General features: G+C 44.0%; 12 protein-coding genes. 11 read left to right on the top strand and 1 reads right to left on the bottom strand.

All coding sequences use genetic code 11. The features are described 5' to 3' along the window. Window positions 1-89 precede the first annotated feature (89 nt). The 11 genes from A37S_RS0108855 (at window position 90) to A37S_RS0108905 (ending at window position 15,205) form a co-directional block, all read left to right on the top strand. Complete coding sequence (locus A37S_RS0108855) at window positions 90-872, top strand: LamB/YcsF family protein (RefSeq protein WP_281169862.1); 783 nt, start codon at window positions 90-92, stop codon at window positions 870-872. Next, complete coding sequence (locus A37S_RS0108860) at window positions 869-2,044, top strand: NRAMP family divalent metal transporter (RefSeq protein ID WP_028296676.1); 1,176 nt, start codon at window positions 869-871, stop codon at window positions 2,042-2,044. Before A37S_RS0108855 ends, A37S_RS0108860 begins: the two co-directional genes overlap by 4 nt. A gap of 157 nt (window positions 2,045-2,201) precedes the next feature. Beyond that, window positions 2,202-2,759, top strand: coding sequence for an REP-associated tyrosine transposase (locus A37S_RS0108865; protein ID WP_028296677.1), 558 nt, complete (start codon window positions 2,202-2,204; stop codon window positions 2,757-2,759). Between the two features lie 578 nt (window positions 2,760-3,337). Beyond that, entirely contained in the window at window positions 3,338-3,547 is a 210-nt protein-coding gene (locus A37S_RS24125; protein ID WP_036601933.1) for a DUF2683 family protein, read from the top strand. Next, window positions 3,537-3,866, top strand: a complete 330-nt coding sequence (locus A37S_RS0108875; protein ID WP_028296678.1) for a type II toxin-antitoxin system RelE/ParE family toxin — start codon at window positions 3,537-3,539, stop codon at window positions 3,864-3,866. The genes A37S_RS24125 and A37S_RS0108875 overlap by 11 nt, the downstream gene beginning before the upstream one ends. Before the next feature lie 64 nt (window positions 3,867-3,930). Next, a complete protein-coding gene (locus A37S_RS0108880; RefSeq protein WP_211229748.1) occupies window positions 3,931-6,456 on the top strand; it encodes a M1 family metallopeptidase in 2,526 nt (841 codons plus the stop codon). Between the two features lie 220 nt (window positions 6,457-6,676). Further along, entirely contained in the window at window positions 6,677-8,992 is a 2,316-nt protein-coding gene (locus A37S_RS0108885) for a GH92 family glycosyl hydrolase (RefSeq protein ID WP_245586343.1), read from the top strand. Window positions 8,993-9,364: 372 nt separating this feature from the next. Continuing rightward, window positions 9,365-10,783, top strand: a complete 1,419-nt coding sequence (locus tag A37S_RS0108890) for a glycoside hydrolase family 125 protein (protein ID WP_028296681.1) — start codon at window positions 9,365-9,367, stop codon at window positions 10,781-10,783. A gap of 105 nt (window positions 10,784-10,888) precedes the next feature. Further along, window positions 10,889-13,204: a GH92 family glycosyl hydrolase gene (locus A37S_RS0108895; protein WP_028296682.1), complete on the top strand. Its 2,316-nt coding sequence runs from the start codon at window positions 10,889-10,891 to the stop codon at window positions 13,202-13,204. An 81-nt stretch (window positions 13,205-13,285) separates the two neighbouring features. Next, on the top strand, window positions 13,286-14,311 hold the full coding sequence (locus A37S_RS0108900; protein ID WP_036601937.1) for a LacI family DNA-binding transcriptional regulator: 1,026 nt from the start codon (window positions 13,286-13,288) through the stop codon (window positions 14,309-14,311). Between the two features lie 33 nt (window positions 14,312-14,344). Then, complete coding sequence (locus A37S_RS0108905; protein WP_028296684.1) at window positions 14,345-15,205, top strand: ROK family protein; 861 nt, start codon at window positions 14,345-14,347, stop codon at window positions 15,203-15,205. On the opposite strand, the gene A37S_RS24130 is transcribed toward A37S_RS0108905, so the two are convergent. Next, on the bottom strand, window positions 15,192-15,467 hold the full coding sequence (locus tag A37S_RS24130; protein ID WP_028296685.1) for a winged helix-turn-helix domain-containing protein: 276 nt from the start codon (window positions 15,465-15,467) through the stop codon (window positions 15,192-15,194). The genes A37S_RS0108905 and A37S_RS24130 overlap by 14 nt on opposite strands. Window positions 15,468-15,928 lie beyond the last annotated feature (461 nt).

A 15,928-nucleotide genomic window follows, 5' to 3' on the forward strand; every position in this document is an offset into this window, starting at 1 on the left:
CTTTTTTGAGTGCAAAGGATAAGGGATATTTGGTGTTTTAAGCGCAAAGATGGGGGCAAGGAGGCTAAACCATCTTGAACGAACAAGATATGATGTGTTCTATTGATCTAAACTGTGATTTAGGAGAATCTTTTGGTCATTATCAGCTTGGCGATGATGCGGCGATGATGGATTATGTGTCTTCCGTGAATATCGCTTGCGGATTTCATGCTGGCGATGCTTCGGTGATGCGTCGAACCGTTGCCCTGGCCGTAGAAAAACAGGTAGCCATAGGCGTACATCCCGGTTTGCCTGATTTGCAAGGCTTCGGGCGGCGGGCCATGCAGATTTCGACCAACGAAGCCTACGAGATTTGCCTTTACCAGATAGGAGCATTGTACGCCTTTGTCAAGGCAGCGGGCGCAAGTATCCACCACCTGAAACCGCACGGCGCGCTGTACCATATGGCGGCTGTAGATTTAGAAATTGCTTTGGCCATAGGGCAGGCAATGGTTGATTTTGATGGGGATATGATGCTGTATGGTTTGCCCGGCAGTAAAATGGAGGAGGGTTCCAAGCAATTGGGTTTGCGCTTTGTGGGTGAGGCTTTTGCCGATAGGCGGTACGAAGCAGACGGAATGTTGGTGTCACGTGCCAAGCCCAATGCACTTATCGATGACACGGATGAGGCTTTGCGGCAGGTATTAATGTTGGCCAAGGAAAAAAAGGTATTGAGCGTAGAAAATTGTTCCATTTCATTGCGCGCACAGACCATTTGCCTACATGGCGATGGAAAACGCGCGCTTGACTTTGCAAAGGCTGTCCATGCCCGACTGTGGGCCGAGGGGATAACGATAGAAGCAATCAGCAAAAGCCAAAGAAACCAACCATGAGCACTTCAACGAGAAATAAGTTCCTTGCCGCCGCCTTTATGATGGCGACTTCCGCGGTTGGTCCGGGGTTTTTGACGCAAACGGCATTCTTCACCGAAAAGCTTTTGGCTAGTTTTGGCTTTGTCATCTTGGTGACCGTCGTCTTGGATATCATAGCCCAGCTGAACATTTGGAGGGTCATTGTCGTGTCCGAGAAGAGGGCACAAGACATTGCCAATGAGCTGTTGCCTGGTATGGGCTTTCTCTTGGCTGGACTAGTGGTATTGGGTGGCTTTGCGTTCAACATTGGTAATATTGCCGGGGCGGGATTGGGGATGAATATACTATTTGGAATGGATGTGTCGCATGGTGCTTTTTGGAGTGCCTTAATGGCCATCGGTATCTTCATCGTTCGCGAAGCTGCTAGGGTGATGGATGGCGTGATGAAGGTCTTGGGCATATTGATGATCTTATTGACGGTATTTGTAGCGTGGCAATCCAATCCACCCTTGGCTCAAGCTGCCAAGGAGACCGTAATGCCTCTGCGTTTTGACTTTACGGCTATCCTGACGCTCGTGGGCGGCAGCGTTGGGGGTTATATTACTTTTGCCGGAGCGCACAGGCTATTGGACACTGGGATAAAGGGCAGGGACCAAGTGAAGAATGCCAGTACAGCTGCGGTGACCGGTATTGTGCTGGCGTCCATCATGCGCACGGTATTGTTCTTGGCCGTGTTGGGGGTGGTCTCAGTTGGTATTGCCTTGGACAGCGACAATCCGGCCGCATCGGTCTTTCGGATAGTATCGGGCGAGGTAGGGTACAAGCTCTTTGGCTTGGTCTTGTGGAGTGCCGCTATCACTTCGGTCATCGGTGCAGCTTATACCTCTGTTTCATTCGTGAAAAGTTTTCATCCGGTTTTGCAGCACTATGAACGTTACCTGATCATTGCATTTATTGTCATCTCCACCAGTGTTTTCCTTATCGTGGGAAAACCGGTGCAGGTTCTTGTATTGGCTGGAGCCCTGAATGGACTGATACTGCCCATTGCCTTGCTGCTGATGCTGTTGGCCGTACATCGTCAGCGTATCGTGGGAAAAGAGTATAAGCATCCGTGGAGGCTCAGCATCGCTGGCTTCGTGGTGGTCTTGCTCATGGGGTACATCAGTGTGGTTTCATTGATAGCGTATTTTTAAAACGCTATCCTTAGTCTCTTGCGTTCGCGGCCTTGCTATAGACTAAGGATAGATAGAAAAAGTACTATCCGTAGTCTGTCGGGTGGGAAATGTGATAGAGACTACGGATTGTGGAATGGTAAGGTATAAGGGATTTAGTTTTTTAATGTTTTGATAAATGTCTGATGATGGTTATAAAATAAGAAATCAATTTGCTGTGCATTTCATTACGTTTGCAGTTGTCGAATGGGTGGATGTCTTTACAAGGAAATTGTATGTCGATATTTTGGTTGAAAATTTAAAATATTGCCAAAAAAAGAAAGGGCTGAATATTCATGCTTGGTGCATTATGCCTAATCACGTTCATTTGATAGCATCTTCTAAAGCCCCATTTCGATTGTCCGATATTTTGCGTGATTTTAAGAAGTTCACAGCGAATAAAATTATTGAAGCAATACAGATGAATACGAATGAAAGTAGGCGTAATTGGATGCTTTGGATTTTTGAGAGTAATGGCAAAAGGAACAATCGAAATGAACATTATCAATTTTGGCAACAAGGCAATCATCCGATAGAATGCCATGATATGGAAATCTTGGGGACACGTATGAAATATCTGCATCAAAATCCGGTTAGGGCAGGAATAGTCAGGTCAGAAGAAGATTACCTTTATTCAAGTGCAATTGATTATTATACCGATGAAAAAGGGTTGATTGCGATTGATTTTTTGAAGTAAAGTACTATCCGTAGTCTGTCGGGTGGGAGACGTGTTGGGGACTACGGATTGTGGGATGATAGGGTAGTCTGGAGACTACCATTTTCATAGTTTAACCCTTAGTCTCTTGCGCTCATGGCCCAGCTACAGACTAAGGATAGTTAAAAAAAGTACTATCTGTAGTCTGTCGGGTAGGAGAGGTGTTGGGGACTACGGATTGTGGGATGATAGGGTAGTCTGGAGACTACCATTTTCATAGTTTAACCCTTAGTCTCTGGCGCTCGTGGCCTTGCTACAGACTAAGGATAGATAGAAAAAGTACTATCCGTAGTCTTTCGGGAGGGAGAGGTGTTGGGGACTACGGATTGGATGAATGATAAGGTAGTCTGGAGACTACCATTTTCATAAGTTTAACCCTTAGTCTCTAGCACACATGGCTCGGCTACAGACTAAGGATAGAGAAGGGTTGCTCATGGGGTACATCAGTGTGGTTTCGTTGATAGCATATTTTTGAATGGAAACTGTTGTTAAGGCGCAGCTTGTCAGTTATTTCAAAAATATCTTTATCATTGTAAAAGCATTTCCATAAATTTGTATTTATGGAAACAATATTGATTCATCCAAATAATAAGGAGCAATTAGCTGCCGTGAAAGCTTTTGCTAGGGCTTTGAAAATGAGTTTTGAAGTGAAGTCGGTGAAAGATGATATGTTTATGGATGAACTTCGCAAAGCTGTGGAAGAAGTAAAGTTGATAAAGCAAGGGAAGCTAAAAGGCAAACCAGTAGAGGACTTGCTCAATGAGTTATAGCGTTATCACTATAAAATCGTTCGATCGCCAGGTCAAACGTTTAATAAAGAAATACCCCTCCCTAAAAGCTGAGCTTGTTAATTTGGTGCTTCTATTGAAAGAAAATGCGGAATACGGTGTTTCGTTAGGCAACAATTGTTTCAAGATTAGGATAGCGATAACCAGTAAAGGAAAGGGTAAGAGCGGGGGAGCAAGAATCATTACTAACTTTTATGTACAAGAATCGACGGTCATATTATTGACCATTTATGATAAATCTGAACAGGGTAATATTTCAGAGAAGCAAATTTTGGATTTGCTATCACAGATCCCATTTTAATGTACAAAAATATAAAATAAACATGACAAGATATTTTTGCTTCACCAGTATTTGTGTTTTGTTGATGATGTCTTGTAAAAATGGTTCGGAGAAGAAACATCTGTTGGGGGTAGGTATCTCCAAAGAATTGGCTACTTATCGCAAAGAGCAGATCTCGGATATCACCTATGCGCTCTCTTTCGATATTCCCGAAAGCAGAGAGCAGGCTATACCTGCCCATCTGAAGCTCGACCTGCAGATACACTCATTGAGCCAACCTCTGTATCTGGATTTCAATGAGCAGCAAGACCATCTTCTGAAACTGTCCGTCAATGGGCGAGAGGAGGATATCGTACACGAAAAAGAGCACCTGATTATTTCGCCCGATGGGTTGAAGCTTGGCGCAAATACCATTGAAATCGATTTTTTGGCAGGAGAGCTATCGCTAAATAGAAATGAGGATTTTCTGTATACCTTGCTGGTGCCCGATAGAGCCAGCACGCTTTTCCCCTGTTTTGACCAGCCCGATTTAAAAGCAAACTATCAACTGACAATCACTGCTCCAAAGGATTGGGAAGTGCTTTGCGCAAGCAAAGAGGAAAGCCGTGTGGATAAAGGGGATTACGTAACGCATCGGTTTGGCAAAACCGACAAGATGAGCACTTACCTGTTTTCTTTTGTGGCAGGTAAATTTTCGGTGGCCAAGGAAACCTTAGGGAAGTTGGATATGCGTTTTCTATATCGGGAGGACAATGCCGAAAAGGTACAGGCCAGTTTGGCCCCCATTTTTGATCTGCACAAGCAATCGGTCGATTTTCTGGAAAATTATACGGCCTATCCTTTCCCTTTTCAAAAGCTGGATTTTGCGGCTATTCCCATTTTTCAGTATGGAGGGATGGAACATGTGGGGGCTATTCAATACCGCGAATCGGCCTTGTTCTTGGATCACACGGCAACCGAAAGCCAGAAACTATCGCGGGCCAAACTGATTGCCCATGAAACGGCGCACATGTGGTTCGGCGATCTGGTGACGATGGAATGGTTCAACGATGTATGGATGAAGGAAGTCTTTGCCAACTTTATGGCCGATAAGATTATCAATCCTGCATTTCCCGATATCAATCACGACTTGCTGTTCGTTTTGAATCACTATCCCGCTGCCTATGGCGAAGATCGCACCAAGGGTACGAACCCCATCAGGCAACAACTGGCTAATTTAAAAGATGCAGGATCCCTATATGGTGGCATTATCTACGATAAAGCGCCCATCATGATGCGTCAATTGGAATTGGCCATTGGAAAGGACAAGTTCAGGGAAGGAATAAGCGAGTATATCAAAACTTACGCCTATGGCAATGCCACTTGGCCCGATCTGATTGACATCTTGGATACCAAGACCGAACGGGACATGAAAAAATGGAGCGACGTTTGGGTCAACCAAAGTGGGCGTCCCGTTTTTGAAGAACACATTGCTTACGATGCTGATAACAAAGTGTCCAAGTTCGAGATAGAACAATCAGCAGAAGACGGCGGTGATCATTTGTGGCCACAAACGTTTGACGTGGCATTTGTCTACCCAGATTCCATTCATCTGCTGACTGTGAACATAGATGGAAAGGTGGCCAGTCTGCCAGAGGCCAAAGGCTTACTCAAACCGAATGCCATCATATGTAACTATGATGGCCTTGGATATGGCGTTTTTCCGATGGATAAAGAAGAACTGATCGCTATATTGAATATCAAGGACGATGTAGCCAGGGGCTACGCCTATATCAATGGCTATGAGAAAATGTTGAATGGAGAGATTGCTCCTTTAGCCATATTCAACTTACTGAAAGAAGGAATAAAGGTAGAAAAGAATGAGCTGATCATGCGGTTGGTAAGCAACGAGATAGATAACGTCTTTTGGACTTTTCTGACCGATGAACAGCGAATCAAAGAAGAGCGATCGTTAGAGGAAGAGCTTTATGCAAAACTGCAGTCTACGCTGCCTCCGAATATCAAGAAAGCAATCTTCAACCTGTACAAGGGTATTGCTTATTCGAGTCAAGGGAGGGAAAGGCTGTATCAGATTTGGAATAAGAACACGCAAATACCCAACCTCAAGCTCAATGAGGACGACTATACGGCCATGGCGATGGATTTGGCCATTTACGAGCATCCTAAAACCAATGACATACTGAAAACGGCACAGCAAGCCATTAGCAATGCGGACAAGCAGAAACGCTTTGCCTTTCTGTTGCCATCCTTGTCGTCAGATCCTAATGAAAGAAGTGCTTTCTTTCAGTCCTTTAAACAAGCCAAGAACAGGGAAAAAGAAGATTGGGTATTGACCGCTTTGAACAATATCCATCATCCCCTGAGGCAAAAGGATGCCATCAAGGATTTGGCGCTTTCGCTGGAATTGTTGCAGGAAATACAGCAAACAGGAGATATCTTTTTCCCAAAGCGATGGCTGAGCAGCTCCATAGGGCAGTATCGTTCAAAGGAAGCCTGCCAGATTTTGCAGGATTTCTTGTCATCACACCCTGATTATAATCCTATACTGATGAAGAAGATTCTTCAGGCTACGGACAATCTAAGCAGGGTACAGGCTATGGCGAGCAATTGAGATAGCAACTCGGGGCAAAATTTCAAGTTTATATTTTTGTAACGAAAATAATACACATGGTGAATATATTAGGTGATGGCCGATTTTTGCCCGAATTTAATGCTGGGTTGATTTTTATTCGATTGCCTGCTAATTTTTTAGCCTTTGCGCGATTACATAATGTTTCTTATCATTGCTTAGCTAAAACGATTTATTAGCGAACCAATATAAATTGAGCTTTATGAGTCGAACTCATTCATTCCAGTTGTCCGATGCCATTGATGTGATTACAATGAAAACTAGTTTGTTAGTTTTGTTCTTGTCCCTCTCTGGATTCCCAAATGCCATATGCCAGCAACCAGACTTGGTAAAGTATGTCAACACCCTGCAGGGCACCAATTCCAAGCACGAGCTGACCCGTGGCAATACCTATCCCACTACGGCTTTGCCATTTGCCATGCATACTTGGACACCCCAAACGGGCAAGAATGGAGATGGCTGGAAATACCAGTATTTCGTGGATAAGCTACGTGGTTTTCAGCAGGCTCATCAGTGCAGCTCTTGGTCCAATGATTATGCCGTCTTTTCATTCTTTCCCACCTTGGATAGCCTGCAGGTAGATGAAGATAAACGGGCAACGGCTTTTAGTCATGACCACGAGATAGCAAAGCCGAACTATTACAGCGTGAAAATGGAAAATGATATAAAAGTGGAAATGGCGCCTAGTGAGCGAGGGGCACATTTGCGCTTTTCATTTCCCAAAAAGCATAAATCATTCTTGGTACTGGATGGGTATACGGGCATTAGCATGGTGAAAATATTGCCGAAGGAAAGGAAGATTATCGGCTTTGTGAACAACGGCAGGGGCTTTAAGGAAGGTTTTAAGAATTTCTTTGTAGCCGAGTTTGATCAGCCTTTCAGGCATTATGGCACTTGGGAGAACAGGGATAATACCGTTTCGCCCGATTCTTTGGAGGCAATGGGAGATGGGAAGGGAGCGTATATCGAGTTTCAAGAAGGAGCAATCGTGCAAGTTAAGGTTGCTTCTTCCTATATCAGTCAAGACCAGGCGATGTTGAACCTAAAAAGAGAATTGGGAGAGAACAGGAGATTGGAACAGACGAAAGAACAGGCATGGAAGGTATGGAACGATCATCTGTCGCGCATATTGGTAGAGGGCGATAGCGAAGATGACAAAGCTACCTTCTATAGTTGCTTCTTTCGGGCCAGCCTTTTTTCAAGGCAGTTTTACGAATATGACGAACAGGGAAACCCCTATTATTTCAGTCCCTATGACGGTAAGGTCTATCCCGGTTATATGTTTACCGATACGGGGTTTTGGGATACATTTCGAGCGCAATTTCCCTTAAATGCGTTATTATATCCCACCATGCACGGCCGATATATGCAAGCCTTGCTGGACGCCTATGACCAATGCGGATGGCTTCCGTCTTGGTCCTTTCCGAGCGAAGCGGGAAGCATGATCGGCAACCATGCTATTTCATTGCTGGCAGATGCTTGGGCAAAGGGGATTCGTACCTTTGACCCTCAGAAGGCTTTGGCAGCCTACTTGCACGAGGCTACCAACAAGGGCCCGTGGGGGCCGGCCAATGGCCGCGATGGTTGGAAAGATTACTATCAGCTCGGGTATGTCCCCAGTGAGGTGCGGGAAGGGACGGCAAAGACCCTCGAATATGCCTATGACGATTTCTGTGGCTACCGCTTGGCCACTATGACAGACCAGCCGTTTTATGCCGATATTTTCAAGCGGCAAATGTATAATTATCGGAATGTGTTTGATCCCTCCACCAGTTTTATGCGCGGACGGGATAGAAATGGCCATTGGAATTTAAATTTTGATCCAATGGAATGGGGAGGTCCCTTTACGGAAGGTAACGCCTGGCATTGGGTATGGTCTGTATTTCACGATACCCAGGGGCTGATCGATCTGCTGGGCGGCGACGAGCGTTTCGTGGCCAAACTGGATTCTGTTTTTACGGAACCCAATAGGGTCAATGTGGGTAGTTATGGCGGTATGATCCACGAAATGACGGAAATGGTCATGGCCGATATGGGGCAGTATGCCCATGGCAACCAGCCCATACAACACATGATTTACCTTTACAACTATGCCGGAGCACCTTGGAAATCACAATTCCATGCCAGAAACGTGATGGATAAGCTCTACAATTGGACAGAAAACGGCTATCCGGGGGATGAAGATCAAGGGCAGACCTCGTCTTGGTTTGTCCTTAGTGCGCTCGGTTTTTACAGTGTTTGTCCAGGTACGGATCAGTATGTAATAGGAAGTCCCTTGTTTGAGAAAGCTACCATAACTTTAGAAAATGGGGAAAAATTTGTGATCCATGCGCAAGGGAATAGCAAGGAAAACGTATATGTCCAAGACGCAAGCTTAAATGGTGAAATATTCACTAAGAACTATCTGACATACGGGGAGATAATAAAAGGAGGCAACTTGAATTTTAATATGGGGAATGAGCCAATGAAAGGTAGGTCCATAAACAAGAAAGACAGGCCTTTCTCGCTTTCCAACTAACTTTTTTTTGTGTTTTCGATTGAAAGCCGTGATTGGCTGTGTTGTATGGCAACGAGTAAGGAGTCTTGTTAACGGAATGTTATTTTATATATTGAAATAGAAATAATTCATTAATATTGATGCATGATAAATTTATGCGTATCAAAAAAACGAATTGCGATGATCCGTCTTTGGCGGAGAAGAAGCCTGCCTGATGACAGTCAGGCAATCTGCGTTTCTGTTTGCCAGATTGCTTCGTCTCTCGCAATGACGGCAAACAAGAAAAATGTCAGTTACTTAATTCATTAATATCGTCATTGCTAAAACGATTTATTTTATTTTAAAGATATTTATGTACATTTGGGATCAAGAAACCAGTACAGACTTAAATATATGCACAGAAGAAGTTTTTTACAGCAATCAAGCTTATTAACTGCAGGTATGTTGACCTCCAAGTGGACCCTTGGTCTAGGATTAGAAGAATTTCCATCCGTTAGGGTTCCTGCAAAGGATCGCCATTTTTCAAGTAAATCAGTGGAACAGGCCATCAAGCTGTTTCAATCGAAGATAAAAGATAAGGAACTGGCTTGGTTATTTGGCAATTGTTTTCCCAATACCTTAGATACTACCGTATACTATAGCGAACAGGGGGGCATTCCCGATACCTATGTAATTACGGGAGATATAGATGCCATGTGGTTGAGGGATAGCTCGGCTCAGGTGTGGCCCTATTTGCAGTTTGCCAAACAGGACAAACCGCTCAACAAGCTGATACAGGGGCTTGTTCGCCATCAGGTGAAATGCGTGTTGAAAGACCCCTACGCCAATGCTTTCTATGGAGACCCAAACAAGCAAGGAGAATGGAAGACGGACAAAACAGATATGTTGCCCGGTGTCCATGAACGCAAATGGGAGATAGACTCGCTCTGCTATCCCATTAGGCTGGCCTATCACTATTGGAAAGCGACGGAGGAAAGATCGCCCTTTGACAATCAATGGAAAGATAGTATCCGGCTGACGCTGAAAACATTTAAAGAGCAACAGCGCAAAGAGGGATTGGGTCCCTATCACTTCCAGCGCGAAACGCCGCACCCAACAGATTCGCTTCCGATGGCGGGCTACGGGTTTCCGGTCAATCCAGTGGGACTCATTTGCTCCGCTTTTCGCCCTAGTGATGATGCCACCATATTTCCTTTTCTCATTCCATCCAATTTCTTTGCTGTGACCAGCCTAAGGCAGGCCGCCGAAATGTTGGATGCCTTTGGAGAAGAGCAGCAGCTGTCGGCAGAGCTACAGGCACTTGCCAATGAGGTGGAGGCCGCTATTCAAAAATATGCTATAGTAGAGCATGAAAAATTTGGTAAAATATACGCCTTTGAGGTAGACGGCTTTGGTGGACGCTACCTGATGGATGATGCCAACGTGCCTAGTTTGCTTGGCCTGCCCTATCTGGGAGCTATAGATTTAAATGATCCGATATATCAGAATACCAGAAAATTCGTGCTTTCAGATGCCAATCCTTATTTCTATAAAGGGAAGGCAGGAGAAGGAATAGGTGGCCCACATGTGGGAAAAGACATGATATGGCCTATGAGCATCGTAATGCGTGCCTTTACTTCTACGGATGAAGGGGAAGTAAAACACTGCATTGACATGCTGAAAAATTCGCATGGTGGAAAAGGGTTCATGCACGAGTCTTTTCATAAGGAAGACGCCACGAACTTCACCAGAAGCTGGTTTGCGTGGACAAATACCCTTTTCGGTGAGCTGCTATGGAAAGTGTTCAATGAAAAAAGCCATTTGCTGACTTAGTTAGTATCAAGTATCAAGGCGTAAGTATCAAGACAAAGCTGTCTTGTGTCCAATGTCTTGTGTCTAATATCTGTTTTAATTTTTACTTTTGAATTTTTACTTCGTATGCGTCGTATTTCACTCCAATTTGTGATAGCTCTATTTTCGGCTACCACTTTGTTCGCCCAAGAACCACTTGTCAACCAAGTGGACGATCCTGTAGAATGGGTGAATCCTTTAATGGGGACACAGTCCAAACCCAGTCTTTCGAATGGTAATACCTATCCGGCCGTGGGAGTTCCTTGGGGTATGAACCTGTGGACGGCACAGACCGGGAAAATGGGAGACGGCTGGGCATACACCTATGATGCTGATAAGATCAGGGGTTTCAAGCAAACGCACCAACCATCGCCATGGATGAACGATTACGGCCAATTTGCCATTATGCCGGTGACAGGAGGGAAAAAGTTCCAACAGGATGATAGAGCAAGCTGGTTCTCCCATAAGGCCGAGGTAGCGAAACCTTATTACTATAGTGTGTATTTGGCGGATGCCGATGTGACTACCGAGATCGCACCGACGGAAAGAGCAGCGCAATTTCGCTTTACCTATCCGCAGTCCGATAGCTCTTTTGTAGTTATAGATGCTTTGGATAAAGGTTCCTATGTGAAGATAATCCCTTCGGAACAGAAAATCATTGGCTACAGCACCAAGTTTGCACGTGGTCCTTTGCCAGATAATTTCAAGAACTATTTTGTCATCTATTTCGACAAGCCATTTGCCACGACCGAAGTATGGGAAAAAGATAAAATTGTGACGGGAAAAACGGAGCTAAGCAGCGACCATAGCGGGGCCATCGTGGGATTCAAGACACAAAAGGGAGAACAGGTAAACTTGCGGATAGCCACTTCCTTCATCAGCTTTGAGCAGGCGGAGACCAATCTAAAGCGTGAATTGGCACAGGATTCCTTTGAGGATACGAAATCAAAGGCAAAGGATTTGTGGAACGAGAAACTTTCCCAAATAAAAGTAGAAGGCGGAACAGTAGATCAAACCCGGACTTTTTATTCCTGCCTATACCGTACCCTGTTTTTTCCAAACAAACTGTATGAGATAAACGATAAGGGAGATATCGTTCACTGGAGTCCATACAATGGAAAGATTTTGCCTGGTTATATGTTTGGAGGAACTGGTTTTTGGGATACGTTTAGGGCTTTGTATCCATTCCTGAACCTGATGTATCCTTCTATCAACAAAGAAATGCAGGAAGGTCTTGCCAATGATTTCAAGGAAGGTGGTTGGTTGCCCGAATGGAGCAGCCCGGGCTATGCGAACATCATGGTAGGCAACAATTCGGCCTCCGTCGTATCCGATGCCTACATCAAAGGGCTGCGAGACTATGATGTAGAAACGCTGTGGGAAGCGGTGACACATGGTGCCAATAACGCGGGGCCCATGACAGCCGTGGGAAGAGCAGGCGTGGAATATTACAACACCTTGGGCTATGTGCCTTACGATGTGAAAATCAATGAGAATGCCGCTAGGACCTTGGAATATGCCTATGACGATTTTGCCATTTACCAATTGGGCAAGGCATTGGGAAAACCGAAAAAGGAAATCGAGATTTACGCCCAGCGGAGCATGAACTACAAGAACCTTTTTGATCCAGAAACTGGATTAATGCGCGGCAAGAATAAAGATGGAAAATTCCAATCGCCGTTCAATCCCTTCACATGGGGGGATGCCTTCACCGAAGGGAACAGCTGGCACTATTCGTGGTCGGTGTTCCACGATGTAAAAGGCCTGGCAGAACTCATGGGAGGTAATGAGAAATTTGTACAAAAACTTGATTCGGTATTTACGTTGCCGCCTGTTTTTGACGATAGCTATTATGGAGGAGTCATTCACGAGATTCGGGAGATGCAGATAGCCAACATGGGGCAATATGCCCATGGCAATCAGCCTATCCAGCACATGATTTACCTTTACAATTATGCAGGTGCACCATGGAAAACGCAGTATTGGGCACGTGAAACGATGAACAGGATGTACAATCCCAACCCAGATGGCTACTGTGGCGACGAGGACAACGGACAAACTTCTGCATGGTATATCTTTTCAGCTTTGGGCTTTTATTCTGTCACGCCAGGTGTGGATCAATACGTATTGGGAACTCCTTTGTTCAAAAAAGCTACCATTACTCTAGAGAATGGTAAGCAAATCGTGGTAAATGCCCCTGCAAATAGCGCAGATAATAGATTCGTCTCTGAATTGAAGTACAATGGGAAGAATTATTCCAAAAATTGGCTTAGTCACTCTGAATTGATGAAAGGCGCAGTGCTTGACTTTGATATGTCGGATAAACCCAATGAAAAACGGGGTACGGATCAAAAGGATTTTCCCTATTCTTTTTCTAATGAATATAAATTTAGTAAAAAGTAATTAGCTAGCTAAGCTAAAAAGTAGATATTTGCCCTGCAAGCTTATGAAATGGCTTGCAGGGTTTATGCATAAAGGAGTATAATGGCAAAAAAAATCTCCATATTGGATATTGCAAAGGCGTTGGGTGTTTCTCCCACTACGGTTTCTTTTGTCTTGAATGGGCGTGCTAAAGAAAAGCGTATCAGTGAGCGGCTCGAAGAGCAAGTACTCAAATATGTCAATGAAATAGGTTATAAACCCAATTCGCTAGCTAGGAGTTTGCGCACTGGCAAAACAAATACCATCGGTTTGGTGGTAGAAAGCATTTCAAATACTTTTTTTTCAAATATAGCACGTGCCATAGAAGATATCGCTTATGCTAATGGATACCGCATACTATATAGTAGTACCGAAAACAGTATTGAACGAACGCGGGCCATTCTACAGATGTTTGCCGATAGGCAGGTTGATGGTTATATCATCAGCCCACCCGAAGGAGTTGAGGCGGAAATCCAGCGATTGGTAGAAGGTAAAAAGCCTGTGGTATTGTTTGATCGCATGATAGATAAGTTGGGTTTGGACAGTGTGAGTATTAATAATGAATTCAGTGCCTACAATGCTACCAAGGTGTTTTTGGGTAATGGCTACAAGCTCATTGCCTGTGTCACCTTAGACTCGAGACAGCAACAGATGAAAGATAGGGAAGAGGGATATGTAAAAGCATTGGAAGATAGTGCTTTGTCTCCCATTGTCTATAAAGCGGATTTTGATATCAGTGATGACGATTTCAAAAATGGCTTTTCCTCCTTTTTAACACAACATGCCGGTATTGATGCTATATTGTTTACTACCAATTATTTGGCTATAAAAGGATTGCGTCATTTGAGAAACATGGGGTATAAAGTGGGGGAGACTTTTGGATTGATCGCATTTGACGAGCATGATCTGTTTGAGCTTCATCAACCACCCATTACCGTCATAGCACAACCTATTGAGGAAATAGCACAAAAATTGATCGCCTTGTTGCTGGATAGATTAGGAACTGATAGAATATTGGAGCCACAGCACCTTGTCTTACCTACAACCTTGCAGCTAAGAGCCTCGTCAAATAAGAACTTATTCCGTTAACAAATTATCAAAAGACTAAAGTATATTACCTGAATGTACACAGAAGAGATAGCATTGGGTTGCGATATTGGAGGCACTCATATTACATGTGCACTTATCAACTTAAGAGAGAAAAAGCAGGTAGAAAGTACATTTGTACGTGAGCATATAGATGCGGGTGCAGATGCGGACTCCATCATAGCTGCTTGGGCTTCTTGCATGAGAAAAAGTATGGAGGGAAAGCTTCCTCCCGCCTATATCGGCATCGCCATGCCGGGACCTTTTGACTATGAAAAGGGTATTTCGCTTATCAAAGGGCAGGATAAGTACGAACAATTGTATGGACTCAATGTGAAAGAGCTGCTGGCCTGCGAGCTTCAGGTGCCAGCGTCCAAGATTCATTTCAATAACGATGCGGCATGTTATCTGAAAGGGGAGATTTTCGCGGGGGCTGCGCAGGGGCATCATCACGTGGTGGGACTTACACTGGGAACGGGATTAGGGTCCTCCAGTGCCAAGGATGGTGTGGTAAAAGATGAGAATCTTTGGCAGGCACCCTTTAAGGAAAGTATTGCCGAAGAATACCTTTCTTCCAGATGGTTCACCACGATATATAATGAACGGGTGGGAGAAAAAGTATCTGGCGTGAAAGACCTTGTGGAGCGCTTTGGAGATAACGCAGATGTTTCGCCTATTTTCGAAGAGTTTGGACGCCACCTGGGCGAATTTGTCGTCCGCTATTTTGGGAATCAGAATCCCGATGTATTGGTTCTGGGTGGCAATATTGCCAAAGCGGCTGAATATTTCCTGGCTACTACTCGCAAGGTCTTATTGGACAAGGGCATGTCTTTGGATGTCAAGTTGGCCAGTCTTGGAGAACAGTCCGCCATGTTCGGTGCGGTCAATTTAATTTAATGCGTTGATTTTTGTTTGACAGATAAACTCCGCAGCGTTCGTCCTTGATCCTAAACACAAAGCCAACTCCATAGACATTTTCTATGCTGATGGTTGATGATGCCCTTAGAACTTTTCGAAGCCTGGAGATAAAAACGTCTAGGCTTCTGCCTAGAAAATAGTCGTTCTCCCCCCAAAGTGTGACCAATATTTCCTCCCTTTTCAAAACCTTGTTTTGGTTTTGGGACAAAAAGCCAGGCAGTTCCGCTTCCTTAGCAGTCAAATCTACTGCTGTTTAGTTGTTTTTCTCAATATCTACTTTAGTCGAAATCAAATAATGCCCCCTTTATGCGTCTGTGTGTTGCTGTGTCTTTTTTTATATATTTTGTAAATAGTTGACAATAAATTATTTATAATATCCTAAAGGTAGTTCTGTAAGTGTTAGTTGGTTTGATAATGATTATTTAACCTCTTCTTCTCGTTAAGAATACCATTCTAAATTAATTTTGCAACAGATTCACAGCAATCAGGTTGATTGTGATCGTGTCAAAAACAATTGTTAACGCATTAACAATATATTAACAATGTATTAACAATTGTTTTTGATTTTATTGATTTGCTTTGTATAAGCCGATTACGAATAGTGACAATTATGATAATCCATGTAAATATATTGATATGAATTAGAGGGATACTCCCCTACTCTTGAGTCGTTCGATTTAGCTAAAACGTTTTATGTGCGGC

It is taken from the genome of Olivibacter sitiensis DSM 17696 (assembly GCF_000427965.1).
In the GTDB taxonomy this organism is placed as follows: Bacteria; Bacteroidota; Bacteroidia; order Sphingobacteriales; family Sphingobacteriaceae; genus Olivibacter; species Olivibacter sitiensis.

Coding starts and splice junctions, on each gene's coding strand:
- A37S_RS0108860 (WP_028296676.1), top strand. CDS start 869: ATGAGCACTTCAACGAGAAATAAGTTCCTTGCCGCCGCCTTTATGATG.
- A37S_RS0108900 (WP_036601937.1), top strand. CDS start 13,286: ATGGCAAAAAAAATCTCCATATTGGATATTGCAAAGGCGTTGGGTGTT.
- A37S_RS0108855 (WP_281169862.1), top strand. CDS start 90: ATGATGTGTTCTATTGATCTAAACTGTGATTTAGGAGAATCTTTTGGT.
- A37S_RS0108875 (WP_028296678.1), top strand. CDS start 3,537: ATGAGTTATAGCGTTATCACTATAAAATCGTTCGATCGCCAGGTCAAA.
- A37S_RS0108895 (WP_028296682.1), top strand. CDS start 10,889: ATGCGTCGTATTTCACTCCAATTTGTGATAGCTCTATTTTCGGCTACC.
- A37S_RS0108865 (WP_028296677.1), top strand. CDS start 2,202: ATGTCTGATGATGGTTATAAAATAAGAAATCAATTTGCTGTGCATTTC.
- A37S_RS0108890 (WP_028296681.1), top strand. CDS start 9,365: ATGCACAGAAGAAGTTTTTTACAGCAATCAAGCTTATTAACTGCAGGT.
- A37S_RS0108880 (WP_211229748.1), top strand. CDS start 3,931: ATGATGTCTTGTAAAAATGGTTCGGAGAAGAAACATCTGTTGGGGGTA.
- A37S_RS0108885 (WP_245586343.1), top strand. CDS start 6,677: ATGAGTCGAACTCATTCATTCCAGTTGTCCGATGCCATTGATGTGATT.
- A37S_RS0108905 (WP_028296684.1), top strand. CDS start 14,345: ATGTACACAGAAGAGATAGCATTGGGTTGCGATATTGGAGGCACTCAT.
- A37S_RS24125 (WP_036601933.1), top strand. CDS start 3,338: ATGGAAACAATATTGATTCATCCAAATAATAAGGAGCAATTAGCTGCC.